The sequence below is a fragment of the Streptomyces sp. NPDC051909 genome (genome assembly GCF_040681095.1).
Classification (GTDB): domain Bacteria; phylum Actinomycetota; class Actinomycetes; order Streptomycetales; family Streptomycetaceae; genus Streptomyces.
On the sequence record NZ_JBFAYA010000022.1, the window covers coordinates 11,257 to 37,567 of the forward strand.

The 26,311-nt window shown below is 73.0% G+C and carries 21 protein-coding genes; 12 read left to right on the plus strand and 9 right to left on the minus strand.

Annotation, left to right across the window (positions count from 1 at the left end):
• Positions 1-96 precede the first annotated feature (96 nt).
• Positions 97-1,890, plus strand: coding sequence for a phosphatidylglycerol lysyltransferase domain-containing protein (locus AB0M18_RS28620; protein WP_365762960.1), 1,794 nt, complete (start codon positions 97-99; stop codon positions 1,888-1,890).
• Positions 1,887-2,609, plus strand: coding sequence for a hypothetical protein (locus tag AB0M18_RS28625; protein WP_365762962.1), 723 nt, complete (start codon positions 1,887-1,889; stop codon positions 2,607-2,609). The genes AB0M18_RS28620 and AB0M18_RS28625 overlap by 4 nt, the downstream gene beginning before the upstream one ends.
• Here the strand turns inward: AB0M18_RS28625 and AB0M18_RS28630 are convergent.
• On the minus strand, positions 2,546-3,316 hold the full coding sequence (locus AB0M18_RS28630) for a hypothetical protein (protein WP_365762964.1): 771 nt from the start codon (positions 3,314-3,316) through the stop codon (positions 2,546-2,548). The two genes, AB0M18_RS28625 and AB0M18_RS28630, sit on opposite strands and share 64 nt — an antisense overlap.
• A gap of 78 nt (positions 3,317-3,394) precedes the next feature.
• On the opposite strand from AB0M18_RS28630, the gene cobS reads away from it, so the two are divergent.
• A complete protein-coding gene (cobS, locus tag AB0M18_RS28635) occupies positions 3,395-4,159 on the plus strand; it encodes an adenosylcobinamide-GDP ribazoletransferase (protein WP_365762966.1) in 765 nt (254 codons plus the stop codon).
• Positions 4,160-4,215: 56 nt separating this feature from the next.
• The gene (locus AB0M18_RS28640) at positions 4,216-5,430 is read left to right on the plus strand and encodes a hypothetical protein (protein WP_365762968.1); all 1,215 of its coding nucleotides are present in this window, start codon (positions 4,216-4,218) and stop codon (positions 5,428-5,430) included.
• A 214-nt stretch (positions 5,431-5,644) separates the two neighbouring features.
• On the opposite strand, the gene AB0M18_RS28645 is transcribed toward AB0M18_RS28640, so the two are convergent.
• Genes AB0M18_RS28645 through AB0M18_RS28665 form a run of 5 tightly spaced genes read right to left on the minus strand, consistent with a single transcriptional unit; the run spans position 5,645 to position 12,276 of the window.
• On the minus strand, positions 5,645-6,466 hold the full coding sequence (locus AB0M18_RS28645; RefSeq protein ID WP_365762970.1) for an endo alpha-1,4 polygalactosaminidase: 822 nt from the start codon (positions 6,464-6,466) through the stop codon (positions 5,645-5,647).
• Positions 6,463-7,104 (minus strand): spherulation-specific family 4 protein, encoded by a 642-nt coding sequence (locus AB0M18_RS28650; RefSeq protein WP_365762972.1) that lies wholly within the window; start codon positions 7,102-7,104, stop codon positions 6,463-6,465. The genes AB0M18_RS28645 and AB0M18_RS28650 overlap by 4 nt, the downstream gene beginning before the upstream one ends.
• 10 nt (positions 7,105-7,114) lie before the next feature.
• A complete protein-coding gene (locus AB0M18_RS28655) occupies positions 7,115-8,548 on the minus strand; it encodes a hypothetical protein (protein ID WP_365762974.1) in 1,434 nt (477 codons plus the stop codon).
• Positions 8,545-10,062 (minus strand): GT4 family glycosyltransferase PelF, encoded by a 1,518-nt coding sequence (gene pelF / locus AB0M18_RS28660; protein ID WP_365762976.1) that lies wholly within the window; start codon positions 10,060-10,062, stop codon positions 8,545-8,547. The genes AB0M18_RS28655 and pelF overlap by 4 nt, the downstream gene beginning before the upstream one ends.
• 60 nt (positions 10,063-10,122) lie before the next feature.
• A complete protein-coding gene (locus tag AB0M18_RS28665; RefSeq protein WP_365762978.1) occupies positions 10,123-12,276 on the minus strand; it encodes a hypothetical protein in 2,154 nt (717 codons plus the stop codon).
• A 302-nt stretch (positions 12,277-12,578) separates the two neighbouring features.
• Here AB0M18_RS28665 and AB0M18_RS28670 point away from each other — a divergent pair, with 302 nt between their 5' ends.
• The 6 genes from AB0M18_RS28670 (at position 12,579) to AB0M18_RS28695 (ending at position 22,561) form a co-directional block, all read left to right on the plus strand.
• Positions 12,579-14,087: a leucyl aminopeptidase gene (locus AB0M18_RS28670; RefSeq protein WP_365762980.1), complete on the plus strand. Its 1,509-nt coding sequence runs from the start codon at positions 12,579-12,581 to the stop codon at positions 14,085-14,087.
• 385 nt (positions 14,088-14,472) lie between these two features.
• Entirely contained in the window at positions 14,473-15,861 is a 1,389-nt protein-coding gene (gene lpdA / locus AB0M18_RS28675; protein ID WP_365762982.1) for a dihydrolipoyl dehydrogenase, read from the plus strand.
• A gap of 62 nt (positions 15,862-15,923) precedes the next feature.
• Positions 15,924-17,687, plus strand: a complete 1,764-nt coding sequence (sucB, locus tag AB0M18_RS28680; RefSeq protein WP_365762984.1) for a 2-oxoglutarate dehydrogenase, E2 component, dihydrolipoamide succinyltransferase — start codon at positions 15,924-15,926, stop codon at positions 17,685-17,687.
• A gap of 152 nt (positions 17,688-17,839) precedes the next feature.
• Positions 17,840-18,463, plus strand: a complete 624-nt coding sequence (locus tag AB0M18_RS28685; RefSeq protein WP_365762986.1) for a GntR family transcriptional regulator — start codon at positions 17,840-17,842, stop codon at positions 18,461-18,463.
• A 296-nt stretch (positions 18,464-18,759) separates the two neighbouring features.
• Entirely contained in the window at positions 18,760-21,480 is a 2,721-nt protein-coding gene (aceE, locus tag AB0M18_RS28690; protein ID WP_365762988.1) for a pyruvate dehydrogenase (acetyl-transferring), homodimeric type, read from the plus strand.
• A 118-nt stretch (positions 21,481-21,598) separates the two neighbouring features.
• A complete protein-coding gene (locus AB0M18_RS28695; protein ID WP_365762990.1) occupies positions 21,599-22,561 on the plus strand; it encodes a WYL domain-containing protein in 963 nt (320 codons plus the stop codon).
• Here AB0M18_RS28695 and AB0M18_RS28700 read toward each other — a convergent pair.
• Positions 22,552-23,490: an SDR family oxidoreductase gene (locus AB0M18_RS28700; RefSeq protein WP_365762992.1), complete on the minus strand. Its 939-nt coding sequence runs from the start codon at positions 23,488-23,490 to the stop codon at positions 22,552-22,554. The two genes, AB0M18_RS28695 and AB0M18_RS28700, sit on opposite strands and share 10 nt — an antisense overlap.
• 99 nt (positions 23,491-23,589) lie before the next feature.
• Here AB0M18_RS28700 and AB0M18_RS28705 point away from each other — a divergent pair, with 99 nt between their 5' ends.
• On the plus strand, positions 23,590-24,111 hold the full coding sequence (locus AB0M18_RS28705) for a DUF4240 domain-containing protein (RefSeq protein ID WP_265861916.1): 522 nt from the start codon (positions 23,590-23,592) through the stop codon (positions 24,109-24,111).
• A gap of 45 nt (positions 24,112-24,156) precedes the next feature.
• Here AB0M18_RS28705 and AB0M18_RS28710 read toward each other — a convergent pair whose 3' ends face one another.
• Positions 24,157-24,951, minus strand: a complete 795-nt coding sequence (locus tag AB0M18_RS28710) for an SDR family oxidoreductase (RefSeq protein WP_365762994.1) — start codon at positions 24,949-24,951, stop codon at positions 24,157-24,159.
• Positions 24,952-25,067: 116 nt separating this feature from the next.
• Between AB0M18_RS28710 and AB0M18_RS28715 the strand changes: the two genes are divergently transcribed.
• On the plus strand, positions 25,068-25,712 hold the full coding sequence (locus AB0M18_RS28715) for a TetR family transcriptional regulator (RefSeq protein WP_365762996.1): 645 nt from the start codon (positions 25,068-25,070) through the stop codon (positions 25,710-25,712).
• Here the strand turns inward: AB0M18_RS28715 and AB0M18_RS28720 are convergent.
• The gene (locus AB0M18_RS28720) at positions 25,698-26,270 is read right to left on the minus strand and encodes a GNAT family N-acetyltransferase (protein ID WP_365762998.1); all 573 of its coding nucleotides are present in this window, start codon (positions 26,268-26,270) and stop codon (positions 25,698-25,700) included. The genes AB0M18_RS28715 and AB0M18_RS28720 overlap by 15 nt on opposite strands.
• Positions 26,271-26,311 lie beyond the last annotated feature (41 nt).

Below are 26,311 nucleotides of genomic sequence, written 5' to 3' on the forward strand. Positions count from 1 at the left end.
GCGGATCACGGCACCGGGTGCGTACGGGCCGCCACGCGCGGCCGCTCGCATCCGGCGACCGGCCACGAGAAGCGACGCCCCATATGATCGCTTTTCATGGGAGAGGTCCGCTTGTCCAGCGAGGGAGCGCCCCAGGGTTCGGTGCGTTCGCGGCGCAGCGCCGCGTTCGCGGTCTGGTACCTGAGGGTCGTCACGTTCATCAATTTCCTGAGCGCCGTCTGGGTGTCGTTCGGCAATGACCTGCGCCGGCACAACGAGGACAACTACTTCACCCCGTACATGCTCACGGCCGGTTTCGCCTCCGGTGTGTTCACCCTCTTCCTGGCGATCACCATGCGCCGCCGCAAGCGGGCCGCGTGGATCCTGAACCTCGTGCTCAGCGGTCTCTTCCTGCTGCTCTTCGCGCTGGTGATGATCTTCCCGGAGATCCGGCAGCACGCCCAGAACTGGGTCTCGCTGGTGCTGACGGCGGCCTTCTTCACGGCGCTGCTGCTCGGCCGCAGGGAGTTCTACGCGAAGGGCGACCGCTCCAACCCGCTCCTCGCCACCGCCGTGGCGATCGGCGGCCTCCTCGTCACCTCGCTGCTGGCCGCCGGTCTTGTCACGGTCACCAACGAGTCCACCGGGCACTCCACCTTCCTGGAGCGCTGGCGGTACGGCGTGATGCGGCTCGTCACGCTGGCCGCCGACGACTCGCGGTTCGCCGGCATCGCCACCCCGGGCTGGGTGGACGTGGTCATCAACGTGATGTCCACGCTGCTGCTCTTCGCCGTGCTGTTCGCGGCGTTCCGTGCCCGGCGGGCGGTCGATCCGCTCACCGAGGAGGACGAGGACCGGCTGCGGACGCTGCTCGACAAGCAGGGCGACCGGGACTCGCTCGGCTACTTCGCGCTGCGCCGCGAGAAGAGCGTCATCTGGTCCCCGAGCGAGAAGGCGGCGATCGCCTACCGGGTGGTCGGCGGGGTGTCGCTGGCCTCCGGCGACCCGATCGGCGACCCGGAGGCCTGGCCGGGTGCCATCGAACCCTGGCTGGCCGAGGCCCGCGAGCACGGCTGGATCCCGGCCGTGATGGGCGCGAGCGAGGAGGCCGGCACGGTCTACGCCCGGCACGGTCTGGACGCCCTGGAGCTGGGCGACGAGGCGATCGTGGAGACCGGAGCCGGGGGGTCCGGGGGTGGTTCCCCCAGAGAGAGCTTCACGCTGGAGGGGCGGGCCATGCGGACCGTGCGGCAGGCCTACAACCGGGTCAAGCGGGCCGGGTACGAGGTCCGGATCCGGCGCCACGAGGACATCCCGGCCGACGAGATGGCCGTGCTGCTCGCCAAGGCGGACGACTGGCGCGACGGGGAGACCGAGCGCGGCTTCTCGATGGCCCTCGGACGGCTCGGCGACCCGCGGGACGGGCGCTGCGTGATGCTGGAGTGCACGGACGAGAAGGGCGAGCTGCGGGCGCTGCTCTCCTTCGTGCCGTGGGGCCAGAAGGGGCTCTCCCTGGACCTGATGCGCCGTGACCGGGACTCCGAGAACGGCCTGATGGAGTTCATGGTCATCGAACTGCTCCAGCGCGCGAAGGAGATCGGGATCACTCAGGTCTCGCTGAACTTCGCGATGTTCCGGTCCGTCTTCGAACGCGGCTCGAAGCTCGGGGCGGGACCCGTGCTGCGGATGTGGCGTTCGCTGCTCAGCTTCTTCTCCCGCTGGTGGCAGATCGAGTCGCTGTACCGCGCCAACGCCAAGTACCGACCGATCTGGGAGCCTCGATTCATGCTCTTCGAGAAGAGCGCCGACCTGCTGCGGATCGGTCTCGCCGCCGGCCGCGCCGAGGGCTTCCTGGAGGCCCCGGGCCTTCCGAAGTGGCTGCACCGCAAGCACCTGGAAGGCAGACGTTGATCCCTGCGCCGGTCCGGGCGTTCGCGCGCCGCGAGTGGGGCCCGCTGTTCGGCGCCGTACGCACGGCGCTGGTCACCCGTGGGTGGCGCGCGATCCCGATGACGCTGGCCGCCGTCTGTCTCACCTCGGTCTTCCAGATCGTGCAGAACCAGGACTGGGGCTACCAGCCGGTCCAGGACATCGGCTCGGTGCGGGCCGAGGACCCGCTGTTCCCGGCCCTGCTGCGGACCCCGCTGTCGCTGTTCGTGCCGGCGCTCGACCTGCCGGTGTGGGGCGCGCTCGCGCAGATCCTGCTGGTCTTCGGCATCGCCGAGATCTGCCTCGGCCGGGCGCGGACGCTGCTCCTGGCGTACGCGGCGACGCTCGCCGGCACCCTCTACGCCCGGGTCGGCATCGCGCTCGGTCCGGACAGCCCGCTGGGGCTGCCCGCCACCGACGCGCAGGTGGTGGACACCGGCCCGTCGGCCGCCGTGGTGGGGCTCGCGGTGTACGTCTGCTGGCACTACGGGGCCCGCTGGACCGGGGCCCTGGTGGTCGTCGCCATGGTGGTCGAGGTGATGATCAAGAACAACCTGGCGGGCAAGGAGCACCTGGCGGCGATCGCGGCCGTGCTCCTGGTGCTCGGCCTCCAGGAGTGGCGGAGGCGCCGGCGGGGTCAGCGCGAGGGCGTGGAGCCGCGGCCGGGGACCCGTTCCTGGAAGCCGCCGATCAGGTCCTGAGTCCGGCGGCGCACCTTCACCCAGCGCTTGTCGTGCCGGTACGTACGAATCCGGGAGCGGGCCCGGGCCCGGTGGCGGCGCGGGTAGAGCCGGCGGGACCACCACGAGCCGGGGCGGGCGAGGCGGACGGCGCCGACGATCGCGACGAACGGGATCAGGGTGCCGATCACGGCCATCCGGAACTTCCCCTTCACCAGGGTGACCAGAACGAAGAGGAAGTTGATCGCGAGGGTGAGGATGAAGGTCACCCGGTCCTGCCGCTCGTCCGACGTCATGTCGTTCACGCCGAGCGGCGAGAAGCCGGCGAGGGCGAGCAGCACCAGGGCGGCGGTGAGCACCACGACCTCGACGCTCTGCCGGCCGGCCTCCGACCAGTAGACGTCGTCGAGGTGCAGGATCAGCGCGAACTCGTCGAGGACCAGGCCCGCGCCGACCCCGAAGACCACGGCGAACACGCCCGCCCCGATGCCGTGCCGGTCGCTGGCCACCGCGCCGAAGCCGCCGAGCACGGTGAGCACGACGCCCGGCACGACGTGGTGGATGTGCAGCCCGCCGGCCGAGGAGACGTTGCGGAAGGGGCCCTTGCCGGCCCGGATGAGCCGGGTGATCATCCGGGTGACCAGGAAGGTCAGCACGAAGGAGGCCAGGGCGAGGAACAGCGGGAGCTTCCCGGGTTCGACGATGTTGCGGGAGAACCAGTGACCCATGCCACCCTCTGCCGATTGGTCAGTTTTCTTCCGTTCCCGCCCATTTAACCCTCCGCCCGGGGCACTACCCTTCCGCGGATGGACGGCCTGCGTTTCGCCTTCGGCACCCTCACCGTGCTCCCCGCCCGCGTCACCCGCTGGGACCGCGACGCGGCCCGCGCCGGGATGCTCTGCGCCCCGCTCGCGGGCCTGGTCGTCGGTCTGTTCGCGGCCGCGGCCGGTGGGGTGTTCCTGCTGCTCGGCACCGGTCCGCTGCTCGCCGCCGTCCTCACCGTCGCGGTCCCCGCCCTGCTGACCCGCGGCCTGCACCTCGACGGCCTCGCCGACACCGCCGACGGCCTCGGGAGCGCCAAGCCGCCCGAGGACGCGCTGCGCATCATGAAGCAGTCGGACATCGGCCCCTTCGGCGTCATCACGGTGGTCCTCACCCTGCTCGCCCAGGTCGCCGCGCTGTACGAGCTGTACGGCGAGGGCTGGGCGCACGGCACGGTGGCCGCCGCCCTCGCCGCGACCGTCGCCCGTCTCGCCCTCACCGGCGCCTCCCGCGAGGGCGTCCCCGCCGCCCGCCCCGAGGGCCTGGGCGCGGTCGTCGCCGCCACCGTCCCCGTACGCGCCGTCGCCCTGACCACCCTCGCGGTCCTCGCCCTCGCGGCGGCGAGCGGCGCGCTGTTCTCGCCCTGGGACGCGGTACGCCAGGCGCTGGCCGTCCTCGCCGCACTCGGGATGGCGGAGCTGCTGCTGCGGCGCTGTGTGCGCCGCTTCGGCGGTGTGACGGGCGACGTCTTCGGCGCGGTGGAGGAGACGGCGGCGACGGCGGCGCTGGTGGCACTGACCCTGGGGTGATCAAGCCGTGACCTGCGCGGAGGCAACCTTCCGGGGCCGCAGGGGGTCATGTGGGCATGATCAGACGCCTTGCCCGCAGGGGCGCGGTGCTCAGCGCCGCCGCCCTGTTCCTGACCGGCTGCTCCGGCGGCGCGGCCGACGCCGAGCCGAAGGCCGCGCCGCCGAAGCACCCCGTGTTCGACCAGAAGATCGACCGGCAGATGTTCCTGGCCCTGCGGGAGACGCAGGAGGCGGGCACCGCGGGCTTCACCCAGCGGCTGACGCTGGAGACGAAGAAGGGGAAGGCGGTCCAGACCGTCGAGGGGCGGCTCGACTTCGCGAGGAACACCGGCTCCGCGACGATCCGCTGGACGGTGCCCAAGCAGTACCCGGACGCGGCGAAGGACGTCATCCTCGGGCGGGCACCGGGGCGCAGCTACGCCGACGCCGTCGGACGGGTGGTCGTCGACGCGCAGAGCATCACCTACCAGGCCGGCTCCGCGGACTACTGGCTGCGCTACGCGTACGGCGACTACGACGCGAGCGCCAACACCCTCGACCTGCTGCGCGGCACCGAGGCACCGGTCGGCGGGACGCTCCTGGAAGCACTCGGCTCCGCCCGGGCGAAGAGCCGCCAGGGCCTCAACTACCGAGCGGAGGTGATCGTCGATCCCGTCTGGGAGATGCTCCCCGGCGAGCTCTCCGAGCAGTTGCTCTCCGAGCGCTACACCCCGGGGGTCACGAACGTGAAGGAGGTGCCGCTGACCGTCTCCCTCGACACCGAGGGCCGATTCAGCCGGGTGCGCGCCGACCTCTCCGGCATGCTCCGCAAGAAGGGCGGCCTGTTCTCCGATGCCACCGCCATGACACTGGAGCTCACCCTCGACGGGTACGGCAGGTCCCAGCCGGAGAGCCGGCCCAAGGGCCGGGTCCTGGAGGCCGCGAAGACGGTGCGGTCGATCCACCAGGTCAAGCCCGGGCGCTGCGTCGACTTCAGCACCGGCCGGCGCGAGGCCGACCTGGTCGCGGAGGTCCCGTGCGCCAAGCCGCACGACGGGCGTCTCTTCGCCCAGAAGACCTTCGGCGGAAGCGCCTATCCCGGGAAGTCCGCCGCCAGGTCACGGGCCCGGCAGGCCTGCCGCGACGCCTACCCCGGCGCGGCCGACAGCTGGACCTCCGACGCGGACAAGCAGGGCTCCTACTGGTTCATGTGGAGCTCGGAGTACGACTGGGAGCAGGACGGCAAGGGCCGCGTCAGCTGTTACGTCGTCACCGCCCGGGGCCAGGTCTAGGGCGTGTGTCGGAAGTAGCGTCGTCCGCCCGCAGGGCGGGCCGGGAGGCGTCCGGTGCGTGCGATCGCAAGGCGGAGGGTGGGGGCACCACCCGGGCCGCCAGGCCCAGGGGGAGAGAGCGCAGCGTGCTGCGCCGACGACTGACAACGCGGCGAGCGTGCGTGCAGGGCGCCTCCCGGCAGACGGGACTTTCGACACACGCCCTAGATCCGGGTCAGGTCTGGGGGCAGGGCCTGCGCCAAACCCCCAGGTCGTACCTCTTCAGCATCGAGCTCAGGCCGAGCTTCCGCGTGCCCGGGCAGAACTCCGAGAGCGGCAGCTCGTACTCGACGTGGAAGACCGCCTTCCCCGCCTTCACGAAGGGCACGAGCAGCTCGCACTCCTCGTACTCGGCGCACTGCTCGTCGACCGCGAAGTCGAAGTCGGGGAGCAGCTGCGGGATCTGGTCCAGGTCGTTCTTCAGGCCCACGGACATGCCCCGTTCGTGGGCGAGGCGGGCGATCAGGCGGTTGTAGGCCAGCTGGTCGGCGGCGGTGAGGGGGAAGCCGGTGCGGTTGGTGTAGCCGTCCATGTTGTCGGGCTCGACCGCGTCGAAGCCCTTGGCGCGGCACATGTCGAGGCGGGCCGCCATCAGCGGGGCCAGCAGGTCGGTGCGGCGGATGTCGAGCCAGCGCTCGCCGGGCCAGCCGTTGCTCCGTCCGAGCAGCTCCTCGGGGAACTGGTCGGCGTCCGGACGGAACTCCTCCCAGGCGCCGGTGGACAGGTAGCAGATCACCTTGCGGCCCCGGCGGTGCAGGTCGGCGACGGCCGAGGCGGGATGGTCGAAGCCGTCGATGTCGTACACCGGCACGTCGATCGTCGGGTCGAGGCGGCCGCTGAGCTGCCACTGCCAGGCGAGGCCGGGCGCCGGGCGCCACGGCTCGACCGCCTTGGGATCCGGACGGTCCGGGCGGTCCGGGCGGTCGGGGGCGGGTGGTGTGGTGCAGGCCGCGGCGAGCAGCAGCAGCGGGACGAACAGCACCAGCAGACGTCTCATCGGACCGGCTCCAGGGTGTGTGGCAGGGTTCCCCACGGGTGGGCGCCGGTGCCGGGCACCGCGCAGTGCACCGGGGTGGCGGGGCGGGCGTCGGACGGGGCCGCGTACACCAGGTGGCAGTAGTGATCGGCGACCGGCAGGTCCAGGTTCCGGTAGGCGTCCCAGGGCCCCTCGAAGGTGACGAGGAGGTCGGCCAGCGCCTCGTAGCCGGGGGCGGGGTGGGCTCCGTGGTTGAGGACCAGGGTGCGCGCGCCGGCCGCCCGGGCGGACACGGCGAGGCGCCGGTAGTGCGGCAGCGCGCCCGGCGCGGTCGGCACCTGGTCGAGGAAGGCCCCGTCGGCCCCGTACCAGTCGCGGTGCCGCACCAGGTCGGCGACCACCTCGTGGTGCGGGCGGCGCCCGTAGTCGGTGTCCGCGTAGCCGAGCACCCGTACCCCGGCGGCCCGGAGTCGCTCGGCGACGTCGCCGAAGGCCGGGTCGGGCGCGCCGCCCGCGCCGCTGGCGGGGTTGAGAACGACGCCGTAGAGGGAGGGCGCGGCCGCGAGGAGGGCGTCCCAGGCTTCGGGGCGGTCGGCGGGGTGCTCGTAGAACGGCACCAGGAGGGAGGAGTCGGGGGACGGGTTGAGGGAGGAGTTCACAGTCCGGCCCCTAGACGCGGTGGGCGGTCGGTCGTACCAGCAGAACACAGGTGAGCACGCACAGCGCGGCGGCCGCGGCGCCCGCCGCGAGCGGGCCGGCGGCCGGGGCGAACGCCTGGGCGAGGCCCTGCGCGGCGGCCGCGAGCAGGCACACCACGGCCGCCTTCGCCACCCCGCCGAAGGCCTGGAGCAGCAGCCCCAGCCACAGCACCGCGCCGACCAGGAGCAGCGAGGCGATCCGGGGTGCGGTGACGGCGGCGGCGCCGGGCCACAGCAGCGCGGCGGCGGTGGTGAGGACGAGCAGCACGGCGAGGTAGCCGCCGAGGCAGCGGGCGAGCGTGCCGGTGACGGCGCGCCGGAACTCGTCGGCCGTGGTGAGCAGCCGCAGCCGGGCGAGGCCGGCGGCGCGGAAGCGGTGGAGCAGCCATTCGGCCGGGCCCATGGAGAGGGTGAGGGCGATGACCGCGTCGGCCCCCGCGTACAGCACGAGGAGTCCGCTGCCGAGGCCGAACAGGCCGTACGGGAGGGAGCGCGCGAGCGGCGGCCCGCCACGGCCCCGGGCGAGCCCGCCGGGGCCTCGCGTACTCCACAGGACGAGCGCGGCGAAGCCGGTGGTGGCGGCGAGCGAGAGCAGCAGCAGCGCCACCCGCAGCGGTTCCGGCAGGTCGTGGCGGAAGGCGGGCACCGCGCCCGCGAGGGGTGAGAGGGCGACGAGCAGGGCACGTTCGCGGCCGAGGACGAGCAGCACGGTCGCGGCAGCCAGGTAGAGCGCCTGCCCGGCGCCGAACAGGGCGGCGGGCCGCTCCCCCGGTCCGGCGGCGGCCACCGCGACGGCCGCCCCGGCGAGCGCGCCGGCCGGGGCGCCGGTGACCAGGGCCCGGACGGCGGCGGCCCGGTCGCCGAGCCCCAGCCAGGTGTAGGCGCGGTGGGCGAGGGCCTGGTTCCACACCCACCCGGTGACGGCCCCGGCGAACAGCGGCACGGTGCCGGGCGGCAGCCCGTACCGCCCGGGTCCGGAGAGCAGCGGCGCGCCGAGCACGTACGCGAGTCCGGGCAGCGCGAACACCAGACCGCGCAGCAGACAGCCGGCGAGCCCGGTGTGCCAGGGTCCGGCGGCGGGCGGCTCGGGCGCGGGGTGGCGGCGCTCGGTGCGGGCGTAGAGGTCCTCGGCGAGCGCGAAGGAGTCGGCGCGCCCGTAGACCAGCCGGATGTGATCGTCCGTCATGCCGTCCGACTCCAGGATCGCGGCTATCTCGTCCGGGTGGACAGCCGTGGCGGCGAGGGCGTCGAGCCGGTCGGCGAGTTCGTCGAGGGGGTCGGCGGCGAGGTGTCCCGGGGACGGCGGGGCGTGGCTTCCCCGCGGGGCGTCCGTCGCCCGCTGGCGGGGGATCTGCGGCAGGCCGTCCCGCGTCGCGCCCGGTTTCAGCCAGAGTGAGCCGCTCATGCGAGGGCACCTCCGCGGAGCAGTTCGGCTCGCCAGGGGTCGGTGAGGCGGACCGTCCAGTCGAGCGGGTCCTTCGGCTCGGTGGTGGGGCGGCCGGCGAGTTCGAGGTAGATGCGGCGGAACCCGTCGACCGAGCGGTGCAGGGTGAAGCGGTCGACGACCCGCTGTCGGGCCCGGTGGGCGAGGTCGGCCCTCCTCGTGCCGTCGCGCAGCAACTCGCTGACGGCGGCGGCCATCACGGCCGGTTCGCGGGGCGGGACGACGAGGCCGGTGTCGCCGACGGCCTCACGGACGCCGCCGACGTCCGTGGAGACGGTGGCCCGGCCGCAGGACATCGCCTCGATGAGGGAGAAGGGGAAGCCCTCGCTGATGGAGGAGAGCATGACGACGTTGCCCGCCGCGTAGGCGCCGGCGACGTCCGACGTGCGGCCTTCGAAGACGACGCCGTCGGTGACGCCGAGTTCGGCGGCGAGCTTCTCCAGGCGGGTGCGGTAGTCCTCGTTGCCGGCCGGCACCGGGCCGAACAACCGCAGCCGCAGCTCGGGGAGTTCGGCGCGGCAGATGGCGTACGCCCGGAGCAGGGTCTCCAGGTCCTTGATGGGGTCGACCCGGCCGACCCAGCTGAGGGTGGGGGTCTCGGGCTCGGGGCCGGCCCAGGGGAAGGCGGCGGGGTCGACGCCGTTGTAGACGGTGCGGATGCGGTCGGCGGGGGCGCCGCCGCGCTCCTCCCAGCGCCGGTTGTACTGGTTGCACGGGGTGATGAGGTCGGCCTTGCGGTAGCCGAGCGTGTTGAGCTCCCGGTAGAAGCCGAGGAGCAGGGCCTTGACGGGGAACCGCTGGGCCTCGGTGCGGTAGCCGAGGTAGCGCTCGCGCAGGTAGATGCCGTGTTCGGTGAGCAGGAAGGGGACCCCTTCGAAGTGCTGGGCGGCGAGCGCCGGCAGCGTGGCGAGCCCGCTGGACACGGCGTGCGCGACCCGGTCGCCGGATATCCGGGCGGCGAGCGGGCGCAGGGCGTGTTCGAGCAGGTCGGTGGCGGTGAGGGCGTCGTGGACGGTGGGCCGGGCCGCGGCCGTCGGCAGGTGCGGCATGGACCAGATCCACATCAGGGAGCGGAGCACCCGCTCGGTGCGCAGGGCGGCGGTGAGTCCGCCGGCCCGGGCGAGGGCGGCGAGCTCGTACAGCGCCTCGCCGAAGTCGTGACCGGCGGCGGGGTCGAGGATCGCGAGCAGGAAGCGCTCGTAGGTGTCGAGGAAGCGGCGGCCGGCCCGGCCGCGCGGGGCCGCCCGGGCCCGCTCCGGGGCGGGGCCCCAGAGCGGGAAGGCGGTGTGGGCGGTGAGGTTCGGCGGCAGTTCCCAGGTGACGGGCTCGCGGCCGCTGCCGGTGAGCGCGAGGACGTGGAAGTCGACCTCGGGCATGCCCCGGATCAGCTGGTCGCACCAGGTGCTGACGCCGCCGTGGACATGTGGATAGGTGCCTTCGGTGAGCATGGTGACGTGACGGCCACTGCTCGGCATGTGCGTTCCCCCGGAGCGCGCGGTTCTCGGACGGCTGGTCAGGTGGTCGTGCGGGGCCGGTCAGGCGGTCGGGAGCCTGAGGGTGACGGCGCTCTGGAGCGGTTCGGGCGTGGTCCAGGCCGACCGGGTGCCGGCGTAGGCGGCGCCGAACACGGCCGTGCCGAGGAGGAGTTGCTTGCGGGTGCCCTCGGGGGCGGTGAGCGGGACGGCGACGCCGGAGGGGGCCTTGACGGTGACGGTGTCGCCGATCCGGTAGGCGGTGACCTGGCCGGCGCCGAGCGCACGGTTCCAGGCGGCGCGGCGGTCGAGCTCGGTGCCGGTCTCCTTCTGGCTCGGGTTCACCAGCGGGGTGTTGTCGGCGTACAGCGCGCGGTGGTCGGCGAGGACCCGGTCGAGGACGGGGTAGAGCAGGCGTTCCTCGGCGAGGTTGGACTGGTGGACGTAGTGCGGCCGGGGGTCGTTGCCCATGACGTGGGCGAGGGCGGTGCGGGCCTCCTGCGGCACGATGTGGTTCGCGTAGCCGGTGGCGGTGTCGAGCGGGGCGGGCAGGCAGGTGGAGGCCGGGTTGTCCTCGCACAGGCCGCTGCCGCCGTCGGCGCGGGAGGTGTAGATCCAGTTGTACTCGTCGGCCATCTCCGCGGCGGTGCCCACGTTGTAGTACACGTTCATCGGGTGGCGGGGCACGGTCTTCGCGGCGCCGTAACCGGTGCCGACGGTGCGCTGGGCCGGTTCGCGGGAGTTGTCGCTCGCCGTCCACTTCACGCCGTTGTCGGCGAGCGCGGCGGCCAGGTTGGGGTTGTCGGCGGGCTGCTGGGGCAGGGTCTTCAGACCGGAGTGCTCTCCGGTGACGAGCTCGGTGCGGTCGACGGAGACGCCCTTGCCGGTGGCCCAGTTCAGGTTGTCGCGGATCTGCGCGGAGATCTCGGCCCGGGTGACCCACTTCGTCGTCCCGGTGGCGTCCCTGGCGCAGCTCCACGGGACGGTCGTGGCGTCCTGGACGCAGCCGAGGAAGGGGTGGGTGTAGGTGTGGTTGATCCAGCGGTACTGGGCGCGGTCGGCGACGAGGCGCGCGGCGAGCGGGTCGGTGCCGCCGTGCTCGGTCTTCCACTGCTCGCCCTGGCCGCCGTTGTAGACCAGGTCGAGCCGGAAGCCGGAGGCCTTCTGCCAGGCGGCGGCGTAGACGGCGTCGGCGGCGGTCATGCGGACCGGGTTGTCGCCGGCCTCGCCGTCGCCGCCGGGGCAGTCGAGGTCGCCGGGGGTGCAGTCGCGGGCGGTGTCCCAGCGGGCGTCGGGGGCGAGGACGTCGTCGACGTGCACGGCGAGGTAGTCGCGGGACCGGCCGAGGTGGACGCCCTGGGTGAGCCACTCGACGATGCCGCGGGCGAGCGCCCGGTACTGCCGCTGGTGGCGGTTGTAGGCGAAGGTGACGACGAGTTCGCGGCGCCCGTCGTGGGCGTACTCGCCGATCAGGCTGATGCGTCCGCCGTCGGCGGCCGGCATGTCGAGGAAGCTGGTGTAGCCGGCCCGGGGGCGGCCCGCGTAGCCGTAGCTCTCGGAGACGTCCGGGTCGTTGTCCTCGAAGACCACCGGTCCGCGCAGGTCGCGGAAGGGCCCGGCCTGGCCGGCCGGGGTGACGTGGCCGGTGGCGCCGTCGAGGACGCCGGACCAGCCGCCGTCGCTGGTGTAGTCGAGGCCGACGCCGGGGTGGGCCCAGGTGTAGGCGTCGACCTGGGGGATGCCGAAGCCCTGCTCGTACGCGACGAGGACGGCCTGCTCGGCGGAGTCGGGGCCGAAGACGGACTCGTGCGGCAGGACCACGCCCTGGTACCTGGCGCGCGGCCGGCCGGTCGCGCTGTCGGAGGGTTCGCTCAGGAAGGCGGCGGTGAGCACGGGGCGGCCGGGGTCGTTCAGGTCGAGGGTGCGGTACGGGACGCCGGAGCCCTCCAGCTCGGCGGTGATCGCGTCCACCGCGCTGCCGCCGTCGTCGACGACGAGCACGGTCAGGTCGATCCGCGGGACCGGCGTGGCCGCCGCGGCCGACTGCGCGGACGGCACGACGGTGGCGAGCAGCCCGGCCGCGGCGAGGGCGGCGAGCCGGGCGGTACGGGGAGCGCGCGCGGTACGGGGCGTGCGCGCCGCACGGGAAGCGCGGACGGCGCGGTCGGTGCGGGCGGCGGCGCCGGTTCTGGGCGTGCGGGAGCGGCCGGAATCCATCGGTGGGTGTCCCCCCTCGGCAGGGCCGCGGGGGCCGCGGACCTGTGGAGATGCGTCAGATGGGCGAAGGGCGGTGTGTCGCCCTTGCCTGATTGAGGCGAGTGTGAAACGCGACCGGCCGGACCGGGCGTCAAACCCGACAGAGACACCACGGATGAGTGAATCACCACCGCCGTGAACGAAAACGGCGAGCGAGCGTAGGCTCATTACCGGCGCTCATCGGGCCGAAATACGATGCGGCGGGCACGGTCGGCCCACCCCTCGACCGCCACAGCACTCAATGGAAGCGAGAATTCACCACCGTGACTGCTCTCACTCTCAGCACCGCCGGAGCGGCGACGCTGCGCGCCGACGCGGTCGTCGTCGGCGTCGCGAAGTCCGGTAAGACGCTGGTCGTCGCCCCGGGCGCCGAGGTCGTCGACCAGGCCTTCGACGGTGGCCTGGCCGCCGTCCTGGAGACCCTGGGCGCCTCGGGCGCCGAGGGTGAGGCGACCAAGCTGCCCTCCCCCGCCGGCCTGAAGGCCCCCGTCGTGCTCGCCGTCGGCCTGGGTGCCGCGCCCGAGGACGGCGAGGCCTATGGCACCGAGGCGCTGCGCCGGGCCGCGGGCACCGCCGCCCGCGCGCTGACCGGCTCGAAGAAGGCCGCCTTCGCCCTGCCCGTCGCCGATGCCGAGGCCGCCGCCGCCATCGCCGAGGGCGCCCTGCTCGGCGCGTACGCCTACACCGCCTACCAGGAGAACGCCAACGGTGGCAGGAAGCCGCTGGCCGAGGTCGCCCTGCTCGGCGCCAAGCCCCGCGACAAGGCCCACAAGGCCGCCGCGGAGCGCGCGATCGCCGTCGCGGAGGAGATGAACCGCGCCCGCGACCTCATCAACCAGCCGCCGAACGACCTGACCCCGGCCGCGTTCGCCGCCGCCGCGCAGGCCGCCGGCAAGGAGCACGGCCTCAAGGTGCAGGTGCTCGACGAGAAGGCGCTCGCCAAGGGCGGCTACGGCGGCATCCTGGGCGTCGGCTCCGGCTCGGTGAACCCGCCGCGCCTGGTCCGGGTCGCCTACACCCACCCGAAGGCGGAGAAGACCCTCGCCCTGGTCGGCAAGGGCATCACCTACGACTCGGGCGGCATCTCCCTGAAGCCGGCCGGCCACAACGAGACGATGAAGTGCGACATGAGCGGCGCGGCCGCCGTGTTCGCCTCCGTCGTCGCCGCGGCCCGCCTCGGCCTCGCCGTCAACGTCACCGGCTGGCTCGCCCTGGCCGAGAACATGCCGTCCGGCTCCGCCACCCGCCCGGGCGACGTGCTGCGCATGTACAGCGGCAAGACCGTCGAGGTCCTGAACACGGACGCCGAGGGCCGCCTGGTCCTGGCCGACGCGCTGACCAAGGCCTCCGAGGAGCGCCCGGACGCGATCGTCGACGTGGCCACCCTGACCGGTGCCATGGTCCTGGCGCTCGGCAACCGCACCTTCGCGATCATGGCCAACGACGACGACTACCGCTCCGCGCTGCACGAGATCGCGGACGAGGTCGGCGAGCAGTCCTGGCCGATGCCGATGCCGGCGGACCTGCGCAAGGCGATGGACTCCCCGATCGCCGACATCTCCAACATGGGCGAGCGGATGGGCGGCGGCCTGGTGGCCGGTCTGTTCCTGAAGGAGTTCGTGGGCGAGGGCATCACCTGGGCCCACCTGGACATCGCGGGCCCGGCCTTCCACGAGGGCGCCCCCTACGGCTACACCCCGAAGGGCGGCACCGGCTCCTCGGTGCGCACCCTGGTGCGGCTGGCCGAGCGGACGGCCGACGGCGAGCTGTGATCCGTATGTGATCCGTCACCCGGGGCGGCGGGCGGTCTCGGCTCCCGTACAAGGCCGTCCGCCCCATGGGCCGGCGAGCGAACCGAAGGGCGCGCCGGGGGAACAGTCCCGAGCGCGCGCAGTCCCCGAGGAACGAGGGGGCGAGCACGTACGGGGCTGTGAGCCCGGCTGAAAGCGCCCGGAGGTGAGCCGAGCCTCGAAAAGGGGACCATCCGCCGTCTCAGAGCGCGGCCCCGCGTCCCGCCGTGCGGCAACAAGTGCGAAGATGGGTTCTCGGCAGGACAGGGCCCTCACCACAGGGCCGACGAATATGCGGCCGGACCACCGGAGCCGCCGCCCCGTCAGCGAAGACGGGCGACGAGCGCACATGCATGGAGGACGTGACGTGGCGAACGACGCCAGCACCGTTTTCGACCTAGTGATCCTCGGCGGCGGTAGCGGCGGTTACGCCGCCGCGCTCCGTGGAGCGCAGCTGGGCCTGGACGTCGCACTGATCGAGAAGAACAAGCTCGGCGGCACCTGCCTGCACAACGGCTGCATCCCGACGAAGGCCCTGCTCCACGCCGGCGAGGTCGCCGACCAGGCGCGCGAGGCGGAGCAGTTCGGTGTCAAGGCCTCCTTCGAGGGCATCGACATCAAGGCCGTGCACAAGTACAAGGACGACGTGATCTCGGGCCTCTACAAGGGTCTGCAGGGTCTCGTCGCCTCCCGCAAGGTGACCTACATCGAGGGCACCGGTCACCTGTCCTCCCCGACCTCCGTCGACGTCGACGGCCGCCGGGTCGAGGGCCGTCACGTCCTCCTCGCCACCGGTTCCGTGCCGAAGTCCCTGCCGGGTCTGGAGATCGACGGCAACCGGATCATCTCCTCGGACCACGCGCTGACCCTGGACCGGGTCCCGGAGTCCGCGATCATCCTCGGCGGCGGTGTCATCGGCGTCGAGTTCGCCTCGGCGTGGAAGTCCTTCGGCACCGACGTCACGGTGGTCGAGGGCCTGAAGCACCTCGTCCCGGTCGAGGACGAGAACAGCTCCAAGCTGCTCGAGCGCGCCTTCCGCAAGCGCGGCATCAAGTTCAACCTGGGCACCTTCTTCCAGTCGGCCGAGTACACCGAGACCGGTGTGAAGGTCACCCTGGCGGACGGCAAGACCTTCGAGGCCGAGGTGCTGCTCGTCGCCATCGGCCGCGGCCCGGTCTCGGCCGGTCTCGGTTACGAGGAGCAGGGCGTCGCGATGGACCGCGGCTACGTCCTGGTCGACGAGTACATGCGCACCAACGTGCCGACGATCTCGGCGGTCGGTGACCTGGTCCCGACCCTGCAGCTCGCGCACGTCGGCTTCGCCGAGGGCATCCTGGTCGCGGAGCGGCTCGCCGGTCTGAAGCCCGTCCCGGTCGACTACGACGGCGTGCCGCGGGTGACGTACTGCCACCCGGAGGTCGCCTCCGTCGGCATCACCGAGGCCAAGGCCAAGGAGATCTACGGCGCGGACAAGGTCGTCGCCCTGAAGTACAACCTCGCGGGCAACGGCAAGAGCAAGATCCTCAAGACCGCGGGCGAGATCAAGCTCGTCCAGGTCAAGGACGGTGCCGTGGTCGGCGTCCACATGGTCGGTGACCGCATGGGCGAGCAGGTCGGCGAGGCGCAGCTGATCTACAACTGGGAGGCGCTGCCGGCCGAGGTCGCGCAGCTGATCCACGCCCACCCGACGCAGAACGAGGCGCTCGGCGAGGCCCACCTGGCCCTGGCCGGCAAGCCTCTGCACTCCCACGACTGACGCTCACGTCATCACAGGGCGCGACGACCACTTTCCGCAATTCGTTAGGAGCAACTGAAACCATGTCGGTTTCCGTAACCCTGCCGGCGCTCGGCGAGAGCGTCACCGAGGGCACCGTCACCCGCTGGCTCAAGGCCGAGGGTGAGCGTGTCGAGGCCGACGAGCCGCTGCTCGAGGTCTCGACCGACAAGGTCGACACCGAAATCCCCGCCCCCGCCTCGGGCATCCTGGCCTCCATCAAGGTCGCCGAGGACGAGACGGTCGAGGTCGGCGCCGAGCTGGCCATCATCGACGACGGCTCCGGCGCCCCGGCCGCCGCCCCGGCCCCGGCCGCCGAGGCCGCTCCGGCTCCGGTCGCCGCCCCGGCTCCGGTCGCCGAGGCCCCGGCCGCTCCGGCCCCCGTGGCCGAGGCTCCGGCCGCCGCCCCGGCCGGTGGCGCCACCGGTACGGACGTCGTGCTGCCCGCCCTGGGCGAGTCCGTCACCGAGGGCACCGTGACCCGCTGGCTGAAGTCGGTCGGCGAGACCGTCGAGGCCGACGAGCCGCTGCTCGAGGTCTCCACGGACAAGGTCGACACCGAGATCCCCGCCCCCGCCTCCGGCGTTCTCCTGGAGATCGTCGTCGGCGAGGACGAGACCGCCGAGGTCGGCGCCAAGCTGGCCGTCATCGGCGCCGCGGGCGCCGCCCCGGCCGCTGCCCCGGCTCCGGCCGCCCCGGCCCCCGCCGCCGCCCCGGCCCCGGCTCCGGCCGCCCCCGCCGCTCCGGCTCCGGCCCCCGCGCCGGTGGCCCCGGCCGCGCCGGTCGCCGCTCCGGCTCCGGTCGCCCCGGCCGCCCCCGTGGCCGCCCCGGCCCCGGTCGCGCCTGCCGCTCCCGCCGTCGCCCCGGCCGCCCCGGAGGACGAGGGCGCCTACGTGACGCCGCTGGTCCGCAAGCTCGCCTCCGAGCACGGCGTGGCCCTGGCGTCCGTCAAGGGCTCCGGCGTCGGCGGCCGTATCCGCAAGCAGGACGTCCTCGCGGCCGCCGAGGCCAAGAAGGCCGCCGCTGCCGCTCCCGTCGCCGCCCCGGCCGCCGCCGCGCCGAAGACCCCCGCCCTGGAGGTCTCCCCGCTGCGTGGTCAGACGGTCAAGATGACCCGCATGCGCAAGGTCATCGGCGACAACATGATGAAGGCGCTGCACGGCCAGGCCCAGCTGTCCTCGGTCGTCGAGGTCGACATCACCAAGCTGATGAAGCTGCGCGGCCTCGCCAAGGACGCGTTCGCGGCCCGCGAGGGCGTCAAGCTCTCCCCGATGCCGTTCTTCGTCAAGGCGGCGGCCCAGGCGCTGAAGGCCCACCCGGTCATCAACGCCCGGATCAACGAGGACGAGGGCACGATCACCTACTTCGACACCGAGAACATCGGTATCGCGGTGGACTCCGAGAAGGGCCTGATGACCCCGGTCATCAAGGGTGCGGGCGACCTGAACATCGCCGGCATCTCCAAGGCCACGGCCGAGCTGGCCGGCAAGGTCCGCGGCAACAAGATCACCCCGGACGAGCTGGCGGGCGCGACCTTCACGATCTCCAACACGGGTTCGCGCGGCGCGCTGTTCGACACCATCATCGTTCCGCCGAACCAGGTCGCCATCCTGGGCATCGGCGCCACGGTGAAGCGTCCGGCCGTGATCGAGACCGCCGAGGGCACCGTCATCGGCGTGCGTGACATGACCTACCTGACGCTCTCCTACGACCACCGTCTGGTGGACGGCGCCGACGCCGCCCGCTACCTGGTGGCCGTGAAGGCGATCCTGGAGGCCGGCGAGTTCGAGGTCGACCTCGGCCTCTGAGGCTGCTGGGGCCGCTGAGGCTACTGGCGAGTAAGAGGCGCGTGCACCGCAACGTAACGAGCCTCACCTGCGGCGCCCCCGTCCGGATGTGTTTCCGGGCGGGGGCGCCGCCGTATTGTCTAGGTGTCAAGAACTCCCGGAGGAGCCGCTTCATGACCGTCCCCGTCGTCCACTCGCTGCGCGAGCAGATCCGCGAGCACATCGTGGAGGGGATCGTCAGCGGCCGCTGGAAGCCGGGCGAGCGCATCGTGGAACGCCGGATCGCGACCGAGCTGGAGGTCTCCCAGACCCCGGTCCGCGAGGCGCTGCGCGAGCTGGAGTCGCTGCGGCTGATCGAGTCGGCGCCGAACAAGGGCGTCCGGGTACGCAATCTGACCGCCGCGGACCTGGAGGAGAGCTACCCGGTCCGGGCCGGTCTGGAGCAGATCGCGGCGGAGCTGGCGGCCGGCCGGCTCGCGGCGGACTGCTCGACCCTGGAGCCGCACGTGGCGGCGCTGTACGAGGCGGACGCCGCCTCCGACGGCACGGCGCAGGTGCGGCACACGGTGGCCTTCCACCGGGAGCTGGTGCGGGCGGCCGGGAACGGCGTGCTCCTGCACACCTGGGAGGGCCTGGGCATCGAGGTCTTCACGGCCCTGTCGATCCGCTGGCTGGGCACGGTCCAGAAGTCGTACGCCGAGGAGCACCAGGAGCTGGTGGAGGCCTTCCGGCGGGGCGACCCGAACATCGGGGCGCTGGTGAAGGCGCATGTGCTGGGGTGCGCGCCGCGCGCCTGACCGCACGCCCTCGCACGAGGCGCTGACGAGCGGGTCCACCTTCGGGCGGGCCCGCTCATTCGTGCGTACGGGACCTCATTCCGTGACCCCACCTGCGAAAACAAGGCACCGGGTGCCCATTTTGGCGGCACCCTGTGCCGACTTTGGTGCTCCGGGCATCTTTTTCTTGACGAAGCTTTGATCGATCATCGATCGCCGGTTTACAGTCTTCGGCGGGCCGTCACCCGGCCCTTCGCCCTGTCCTGCCAGACAAGGCCTCTTTGTCTCCACCCCCATCTGTCCGGAAGGCGGCGATCATGACCGATCCCGTAGGCAAGATTCCGAGCGAGCTCGACCAGCTCCCGGACCGTGACACCGAGGAGACCGCCGAGTGGGCGGCCTCCCTCGACGCCGTCACCGAGGCCGCCGGCCCCCACCGGGCCGCCTACCTGATGCGCCGCACGCTCCAGCACGCCGAGGGCGCGGGCCTGGCCCTGCCCAAGCTGCTGGAGACGGACTACCTCAACACCATCCCCACCTCCGCCGAGCCGGTCATCGGCGATTTCGGCGGAGACGAGGAGCTGGAGCGGAAGATCACCGCGTGGAACCGCTGGAACGCGGCCGCGATGGTCACCCGCGGCTCCAAGCACGGCGTCGGCGGCCACATCGCGACCTTCGCGTCCGCGGCCTGGCTGTACGAGACCGGCTTCAACCACTTCTTCAAGGGCAAGGAGTCCGGCGACGCCGCCGGCTCCGGCGACCAGCTCTACATCCAGGGCCACGCCTCCCCCGGCATCTACGCCCGCGCGTTCCTCGACGGGCGGCTGAACGAGGCGCACCTCGACAACTTCCGGCAGGAGGCCGGCGGCAACGGCCTGCCCTCCTACCCGCACCCGCGGCGCCTCCCCTGGCTGTGGGAGTTCCCCACCGTCTCCATGGGTCTCGGCCCGCTCTCCGCGATCTACCAGGCGCGCTTCAACCGCTACCTGACCAACCGCGGCATCAAGGACGTCTCCTCCTCGCACGTCTGGGCCTTCCTGGGCGACGGCGAGATGGACGAGCCCGAGTCGACGGCGGCCCTCGCACTGGCGGCCCGCGAGGGTCTGGACAACCTGACCTTCGTCATCAACTGCAACCTGCAGCGCCTCGACGGCCCGGTCCGCGCCAACTTCAAGATCGTGCAGGAGCTGGAGGCGCAGTTCCGCGGCGCCGGCTGGAACGTCGTGAAGACCCTGTGGGGCAACGCCTGGGACGAGCTGTTCGCGCTCGACACCACCGGCGCCCTGGTCCGCCGCCTCCGCGAGGTCCCGGACGCGCAGGTCCAGACGTACCAGACCCGTGACGCCGCCTACATCCGCCAGGACTTCTTCGGCAAGGACCCGGCGCTCGTCGCGATGGCGCAGCTGCTCTCCGACGACAAGATCCTCGAATGCTTCCACCTCTCCCGCGGTGGCCACGAGCCGCGCAAGGTGTACGCCGCGTACAAGGCCGCCCTGGAGTTCAAGGGCGCGCCGACGGTGATCCTGGCGCAGACCGTGAAGGGCTTCACCCTGGGCGAGGGCTTCGCGTCGAAGAACGCGAACCACCAGATGAAGAAGCTCACCACGGACGAGTTCAAGAACATGCGTGACCTTCTTGAGCTGCCGATCTCGGACGCGCAGTTCACCGACGGCGTGGTGCCCTACGGCCACCCGGGCGCCGACTCCCCCGAGGTCCGCTACCTCCAGGAGCGCCGCGCGGCCCTCGGCGGCCCCGCCCCGGCCCGCCGGGTGCACCCGCTGGCTCCGCTGCCGGCCCCGGCCGAGAAGACCTTCGCCGCCTTCGACAAGGGCTCCGGCTCGCAGTCGGTCGCCACCACGATGGCCTTCGTGCGCCTGGTCAAGGACCTGGTCCGCGACAAGGAGACCGGTAAGCGCTGGGTCCCGATCGTCCCGGACGAGGCCCGTACCTTCGGTATGGAGTCGCTGTTCCCCTCGCTCGGCATCTACTCGCCGAAGGGCCAGACGTACGAGCCGGTCGACCGCGACCAGCTGATGTACTACAAGGAGGCCGTCAACGGCCAGATCCTGAACGAGGGCATCACCGAGGCCGGCTCGATGGCCGACTTCATCGCCGCGTCCACCGCGTACGCGACGCACGGCGAGGCGATGATCCCCTTCTACATCTTCTACTCGATGTTCGGCTGGCAGCGGACCGCCGACCAGATGTGGCAGCTCGGCGACCAGCTCGGCCGCGGCTTCCTCGTCGGCGCCACCGCGGGCCGTACGACGCTGACCGGTGAGGGCCTCCAGCACGCCGACGGCCACTCCCCCGTCATCGCGGCCACCAACCCGGCGGCGCTGACCTACGACCCGGCGTTCGCCTACGAGGTCGCGGCCATCGTCAAGGAGGGCCTGCGCCGGATGTACGGCGAGGCGGCCGAGGGCGAGGACCAGAACGTCTTCTACTACCTCACCGTCTACAACGAGCCGATGCCGCAGCCGGCCAAGCCGGGCCACGCGGGCGTCGACGAGGGCATCGTCAAGGGCCTCTACCGCTTCAACACGGCCGAGTCGGCCGGCCTGGAGCTCCCCGCGAACGCCTCCCGCATCCAGCTCCTCGCCTCCGGCACGGCGATCCACTGGGCCCTGGAGGCGCAGAAGCTGCTCGCCGCCGAGTGGGGCGTGGCCGCCGACGTGTGGTCCGCGACCTCGTGGACCGAGCTGCGGCGCGACGCCCTGGAGGCCGACGCGGCCCTGCTGCGCGGCGAGGAGCGCGTGCCGTACGTCCGCCAGGTCCTGGACGGCGTGGACTCCCCGGTCCTCGCGGTCTCCGACTACATGCGCCAGGTCCCGGACCAGATCGCGCAGTGGATCCAGCAGGACTACACCTCGCTGGGCGCCGACGGCTTCGGCCTCTCGGACACCCGCGCGGCCGCCCGCCGCCACTTCGGCGTCGACGCCGAGTCCATCGTGGTCGCCGCCCTCGCCCAGCTCGCCCGCCGCGGCGAGGTCCAGGCGACGGCGGTGAAGGAGGCCCGGGAGCGGTACGGCCTGTAAGGCCGCCGGACCCGACCGGTCTGCCGGAGGGGCCGCCCTCCTCGTACCTCATGCGTACGAGGAGGGCGGCCCCTCCGCCGTGTCAGTGCCCCGTACACGAAGGCACGATGATGGGGACATGCGTGCCGCCCGCCTCATCAAGCTGGTCCTGCTGCTCCAGTCCCGGCCGTCGATGACCGCCGCCGAACTCGCCGCCGAACTGGAGGTGTCGGAGCGGACCATCACCCGGGACGCGCTGGCGCTCTCGGAGGCGGGGGTGCCGGTGTACGCGGACCGGGGGCGGGCCGGTGGGTACCGGCTCGTCGGCGGTTACCGGACGCGCCTCACCGGCCTGGCCCGCGGGGAGGCGGAGGCGCTGTTCCTGTCCGGGCTGCCGGGGGCGCTGCGGGACATGGGGCTCGCGGACGCGGCCTCGGCGGCGCGCCTGAAGGTCTCGGCGGCGCTGCTGCCCTCGCTGCGGGACGCGCCTGAGGCGGTGGGGCGGCGCTTCCATCTGGACGCGCCGGCCTGGTACCAGGAGCCGGAGACGCCGGAGCTGCTCGCGCCGGTGGCGGAGGCGGTGTGGGGCGACCTGCCGGTGCGGGCCCGCTACCGGCGGGGCGACGGCGAGGTGGCCCGCGAGCTCGAACCGTACGGTCTCGTCCTGAAGGCGGGGGTCTGGTACGTGTGCGCGCGGGCCGGGTCGGCGTACCGCACCTACCGGGTGGACCGGTTCACCGAGGTGACGGTGGGCCAGGAGCCCTTCGCGCGGGATGCGGACTTCGATCTGGCGGCGTTCTGGAGCGAGCGGTCGGCGGAGTTCGCGCGCTCGCTGCTGCGCGCGGAGGTGGTGCTGCGGCTGACGGAGGCGGGGGCGCGGCGGCTGCCGTACGTGACGGACCGGGCGGCGGCCGGCGAGGCGCTGGCGGCGGGGGTGGCCGAGGCGGACGGCCGGCTGCGGGTGGTGCTGCCGGTGGAGAGCGAGGAGGTGGCCTTCGGGCAGCTGCTCGGGCTCGGCCCGGAGGTGGAGGTGCTGGCCCCGGGCGGCCTCCGCGAGCGCTTCGCGGCGGCCGCCCGGGCGATGGCCGAGCGCTACCGGTAGTCCGCCGGGTCCGTGTCCGGGTCGGTCTCCTTGGCGAGCAGGAAGCCCCAGGAGTCGGGCCGCGAGCCGTCCGCGTCGGTGAAGCCGTACTCCCGGGCGAGCTGTCCGCTGTCCAGGGACCGTCCGTTCCAGCGGGCCCGGTCGGGGTCGGCGGCGAGGGCGGCGACCGCCCGTCCGACGTAGACGGGGGACTCGGAGACGGCGAAGTCGGGGACCTTGTCGGTGGCCTCGCGCCAGGTCTCCTCGGTGACGCCGAAGCCGGCGAGCATCTGCTCGGAGCGGAGCCAGCCGGGGCTGACGGAGACGGCGGTGCCGGCGGAGTCCGCGAGCTCCTTCGCGAGGCCGAAGGCCATCCGGATGGGGGCGTTCTTGGCGAGGTCGTAGAAGAGGTTCTCGCGGAAGCGGGTGCCGTTGTACGCGGTGGTGCCGTCGGTGACCTCGACGACCAGGCCGCCGGGGTGGCGGGTGAGCAGCGGGAGGGCGGTGTGGGAGGTGATCAGGTGTGTCTTCACGCCGAGTTCGAGCATGCGCAGGCCGTCGGCGAGGCCGATCTCCCAGGTCTTCCTGCCGAAGGAGGAGCCGATGAGGTGTTCGCCGCCCCACACGTCGTTGACGAGGACGTCGAGCCGGCCGCGATCGCGGTCGATCCGCTCGACCAGGGCACGGACCTGGTCCTCTTCCAGGTGGTCGGTGGGGACGGCGACGCCCTCGCCGCCGGCGGCGGTCACCAGTTCGGCGGTCTGCTCGATGGTCTCGGTGTCGCGGCCGACCTCGCTGACCTTGTCGCGGGTGGTGCGGCCGGTGACGTAGACGGTGGCTCCGGCGGCGCCGAGCTGGACGGCGATGGCGCGTCCGGCGCCTCGGGTGGCGCCGGCGACGAGGGCGATCCGGCCGGCGAGGGGCTTGTTCTCCGTGTTCTCCGTGGTCATGCGAGCAGCCTGGCAGGGAAATCCGACATCTTCTGTCCGGATTGATTTCAGCCGATTCCGGGTGCGTCGCCCGGCGGCACGCACGATGCTTGTCCCGTGATGGACGAGACGGAGTTCTGGGAGATCATCGACTCCACCCGGGAGCGCGCCGAGGGCGACCCGGAGGAGCACGCCGACCTGCTCGTGGAGCGCCTCACCCGGCTCGACCCGGACTCCGTGGTGGACTTCGCCCGGCATTTCGAGGCCCGGTACAACCGCGCGTTCACCTGGGAGCTGTGGGGTGCGGCGGCGGTGCTGCTCGACGGGGCGGCGGACGACACCTTCGACTGGTTCCGCTGCTGGCTGATCGGCCAGGGGCGGGAGGTCTTCGAGGGCGCGGTGCACGATCCGGACGCCTTGGCCGAACTCCTCGAGGACTTCGATCCGGAGATCGACGGGGACGGCGAGGAGCTGGGTTTCGCGGCGGACGAGGCGTACGAGGGGCTGACCGGCGGCGAGACGCCGGAGCTGGGCATTCCGCCGCAGGGCGCGGAACCGCTGGGCACACCGTTCGACCTGGACGACGACGGTGTGCTCGCGGCCCGCTTCCCGCGCCTGTGGGCCCGGTTCGGCCCCGGCTGACCTGCTCCGGCCCGATCCCGGCCCCGGCCGCGCCCGGGGCGCAGGTCAGAAGTGCGTGCCGCCGTCGATGCGTATCTCGGTGCCGGTGATGAACTTGCCGTCCTCGGAGGCGAGCATCGCGACGACGCCGGCGACGGTCTCGGGGCCGGCGAAGCCCTGGCCGAGGGCGGGGGCCAGCTTGGCGAAGAGCGACCAGTCGGTGTCCTCGGGCAGGCCGGGACCCTGGGACTGCTTGGAGGCGCCGGAGCCGTCGGTCATGCCGGAGGAGATGGAGCCGGGCTGGACGGCGGTGAAGCGGATGCCCTGCTTGGCGTACTCGGCGGCGAGCGCGTGGGTCATGGACTGGATGCCGCCCTTGCTGGCCGCGTAGGCCGCCATGTACGGGTGGGCGAACATCGCCGAGGTCGAGGAGAAGTTGACGACGGCGGAGCCGTCGCCCTCCAGGAGCGCCGGTATGGCCTCGCGGATCATCAGGAAGGTGCCGGTGAGGTTGATCCGCAGGACCTGCTCGAAGGAGTCGAGCGTGGTCTCGTGGGTGTGCGAGGAACGCAGGATGCCCGCCGCGTTGACCAGCACGTCCAGACCGCCGAGGGTCTCGACCGCGGCGGCGACGCCCTCGCGCACGGAGGCCTCGTCGCCGACGTTCACCACGAGCGTGGTGAGGCGGTCGGCGTCGGCACCCGCCTTGGCGAGGGTGTCCTTGAGGCCGTCCTCGCTGATGTCCGCGGCGACGACGCGCCCGCCCTCGGCCAGCATGCGCAGGACGGTGGCCTGGCCGATGCCGGAGCCGCCGCCGGTGACGAGTGCGCGGCGTCCCTCGTAACGGGTCAGCTGGTTCATGACGACACAACCTCTCGATCTCAACTTCCTGATGCTGCCACCGTACGCCTAAGTGGCACGTTTTGCCATAGCTGCATGAAGTGCATTCCTGGCAGGCGCGGGCGTACGCTGGGCGCGTGAGCACCAAGCCCCCCTCCCTGACGGAGCGCCGCAAGGCCGCCACCCAGCTCGACATCGCCCGCGCGGCGGCCGAGCTGTTCACCGAGCGCGGGCCCGACGACACCACCGCCGAGGACATCGCCCAGCGGGCCGGGGTCGCCCTGCGCACCTTCTACCGGTACTTCCGCTCCAAGCAGGACGCCGTCGCCCCGCTCCTCGCGGGCGGCGCCGACCGCTGGCGCGCCGGGCTCGCCGCCGCCGGACCCGGTACCGCCGTGCCCACCGCCCTGGAGCGGTCCATCGCGGAGTCGCTGGCCGCCGCGGACACCGAGGCCGAGGAGGGCCTGCGCTGGACCCGCGGGCTGCTGCGGGCGGCCGAGCACGACCCGGCGCTGCGGGCCGTCTGGTACCGGGTCAACCAGGAGTCGGAGGAGCGGCTGCGCGCGGTCCTGGCCGATCTGGCGGGCCCCGGCACCGACCCCCTGGAGCTGCGGCTCGCGGCCGCGGCGGCCACCGACGCCATCCGGATCGCCCTGGAGACCTGGGCCGAGACCGACGCCCCGGTCCACGGCCCCGGCTCACCGGCCGAGCTGGCGGTGCGCTGCCTGCGCGAACTCATGGGCGGGATGCGGCTCCTCGCGCCCCGCTCAGCGGAGGAGTGAACGGCCCATCAGGATGTCGTCCACATATCCGCCGGCCAGGAAGAACTCGCCCGGCAGCACGCCCTCGACCGTGAAGCCCTCGCTCTCGTAGAGCGCGCGGGCCGGGGCGTTGTGCCCGAGTACGCGGAGGGTGAGACGGCGGGCCCCCTCGGCCCGGGCCCGGTCCGCGGCGGCGCGGAGCAGGGTGCGGGCCACGCCCCGGCCGCGGGCGGCCTCCGCGACGGCGAGGCCCTGGATCTGGCGGACGTGGGCGTTGCAGGGGAGCGGGGTGGGCGGGCCCAGGCGGACGTAGCCGAGCACCCCGGCATCCCCGGACTCCGCCACCAGGTAGTGCGCGGGCGGGTGCCGCTCGTCGAAGAACGGCTCCCCGGGCTCGGGCGCCGGCAGCACGGCGTGCAGCGGCGACCAGGTGGCGCGGTCGAGCGCGGCGAGGACGGGTTCGTCGGCGGCCACGGCGGCGCGGACCCGTATGCCCGACCGCTGCGGGGCCTCCGGGCCTTGCGCTGTCTCCCGGTCCTGCGCTGTCCCCGGGCCCTGCGGTGTCTCCGGCACGATCATGCGGCCACTGTGCCACGGCCGGACCCGGGAGGGGCAGGATG

What these genes read in the sequence shown, in the direction of transcription:
- AB0M18_RS28695 (WP_365762990.1), top strand. Translation starts at nt 21,599, where the DNA reads ATGCGTGCCGCCCGCCTCATCAAGCTGGTCCTGCTGCTCCAGTCCCGG.
- AB0M18_RS28645 (WP_365762970.1), bottom strand. Translation starts at nt 6,466, where the DNA reads ATGAGACGTCTGCTGGTGCTGTTCGTCCCGCTGCTGCTGCTCGCCGCG.
- AB0M18_RS28705 (WP_265861916.1), top strand. Translation starts at nt 23,590, where the DNA reads ATGGACGAGACGGAGTTCTGGGAGATCATCGACTCCACCCGGGAGCGC.
- AB0M18_RS28700 (WP_365762992.1), bottom strand. Translation starts at nt 23,490, where the DNA reads ATGACCACGGAGAACACGGAGAACAAGCCCCTCGCCGGCCGGATCGCC.
- cobS (WP_365762966.1), top strand. Translation starts at nt 3,395, where the DNA reads ATGGACGGCCTGCGTTTCGCCTTCGGCACCCTCACCGTGCTCCCCGCC.
- AB0M18_RS28640 (WP_365762968.1), top strand. Translation starts at nt 4,216, where the DNA reads ATGATCAGACGCCTTGCCCGCAGGGGCGCGGTGCTCAGCGCCGCCGCC.
- AB0M18_RS28710 (WP_365762994.1), bottom strand. Translation starts at nt 24,951, where the DNA reads ATGAACCAGCTGACCCGTTACGAGGGACGCCGCGCACTCGTCACCGGC.
- AB0M18_RS28655 (WP_365762974.1), bottom strand. Translation starts at nt 8,548, where the DNA reads ATGAGCGGCTCACTCTGGCTGAAACCGGGCGCGACGCGGGACGGCCTG.
- sucB (WP_365762984.1), top strand. Translation starts at nt 15,924, where the DNA reads ATGTCGGTTTCCGTAACCCTGCCGGCGCTCGGCGAGAGCGTCACCGAG.
- AB0M18_RS28630 (WP_365762964.1), bottom strand. Translation starts at nt 3,316, where the DNA reads ATGGGTCACTGGTTCTCCCGCAACATCGTCGAACCCGGGAAGCTCCCG.
- AB0M18_RS28620 (WP_365762960.1), top strand. Translation starts at nt 97, where the DNA reads ATGGGAGAGGTCCGCTTGTCCAGCGAGGGAGCGCCCCAGGGTTCGGTG.
- AB0M18_RS28685 (WP_365762986.1), top strand. Translation starts at nt 17,840, where the DNA reads ATGACCGTCCCCGTCGTCCACTCGCTGCGCGAGCAGATCCGCGAGCAC.
- pelF (WP_365762976.1), bottom strand. Translation starts at nt 10,062, where the DNA reads ATGCCGAGCAGTGGCCGTCACGTCACCATGCTCACCGAAGGCACCTAT.
- AB0M18_RS28720 (WP_365762998.1), bottom strand. Translation starts at nt 26,270, where the DNA reads ATGATCGTGCCGGAGACACCGCAGGGCCCGGGGACAGCGCAGGACCGG.
- aceE (WP_365762988.1), top strand. Translation starts at nt 18,760, where the DNA reads ATGACCGATCCCGTAGGCAAGATTCCGAGCGAGCTCGACCAGCTCCCG.
- AB0M18_RS28665 (WP_365762978.1), bottom strand. Translation starts at nt 12,276, where the DNA reads ATGGATTCCGGCCGCTCCCGCACGCCCAGAACCGGCGCCGCCGCCCGC.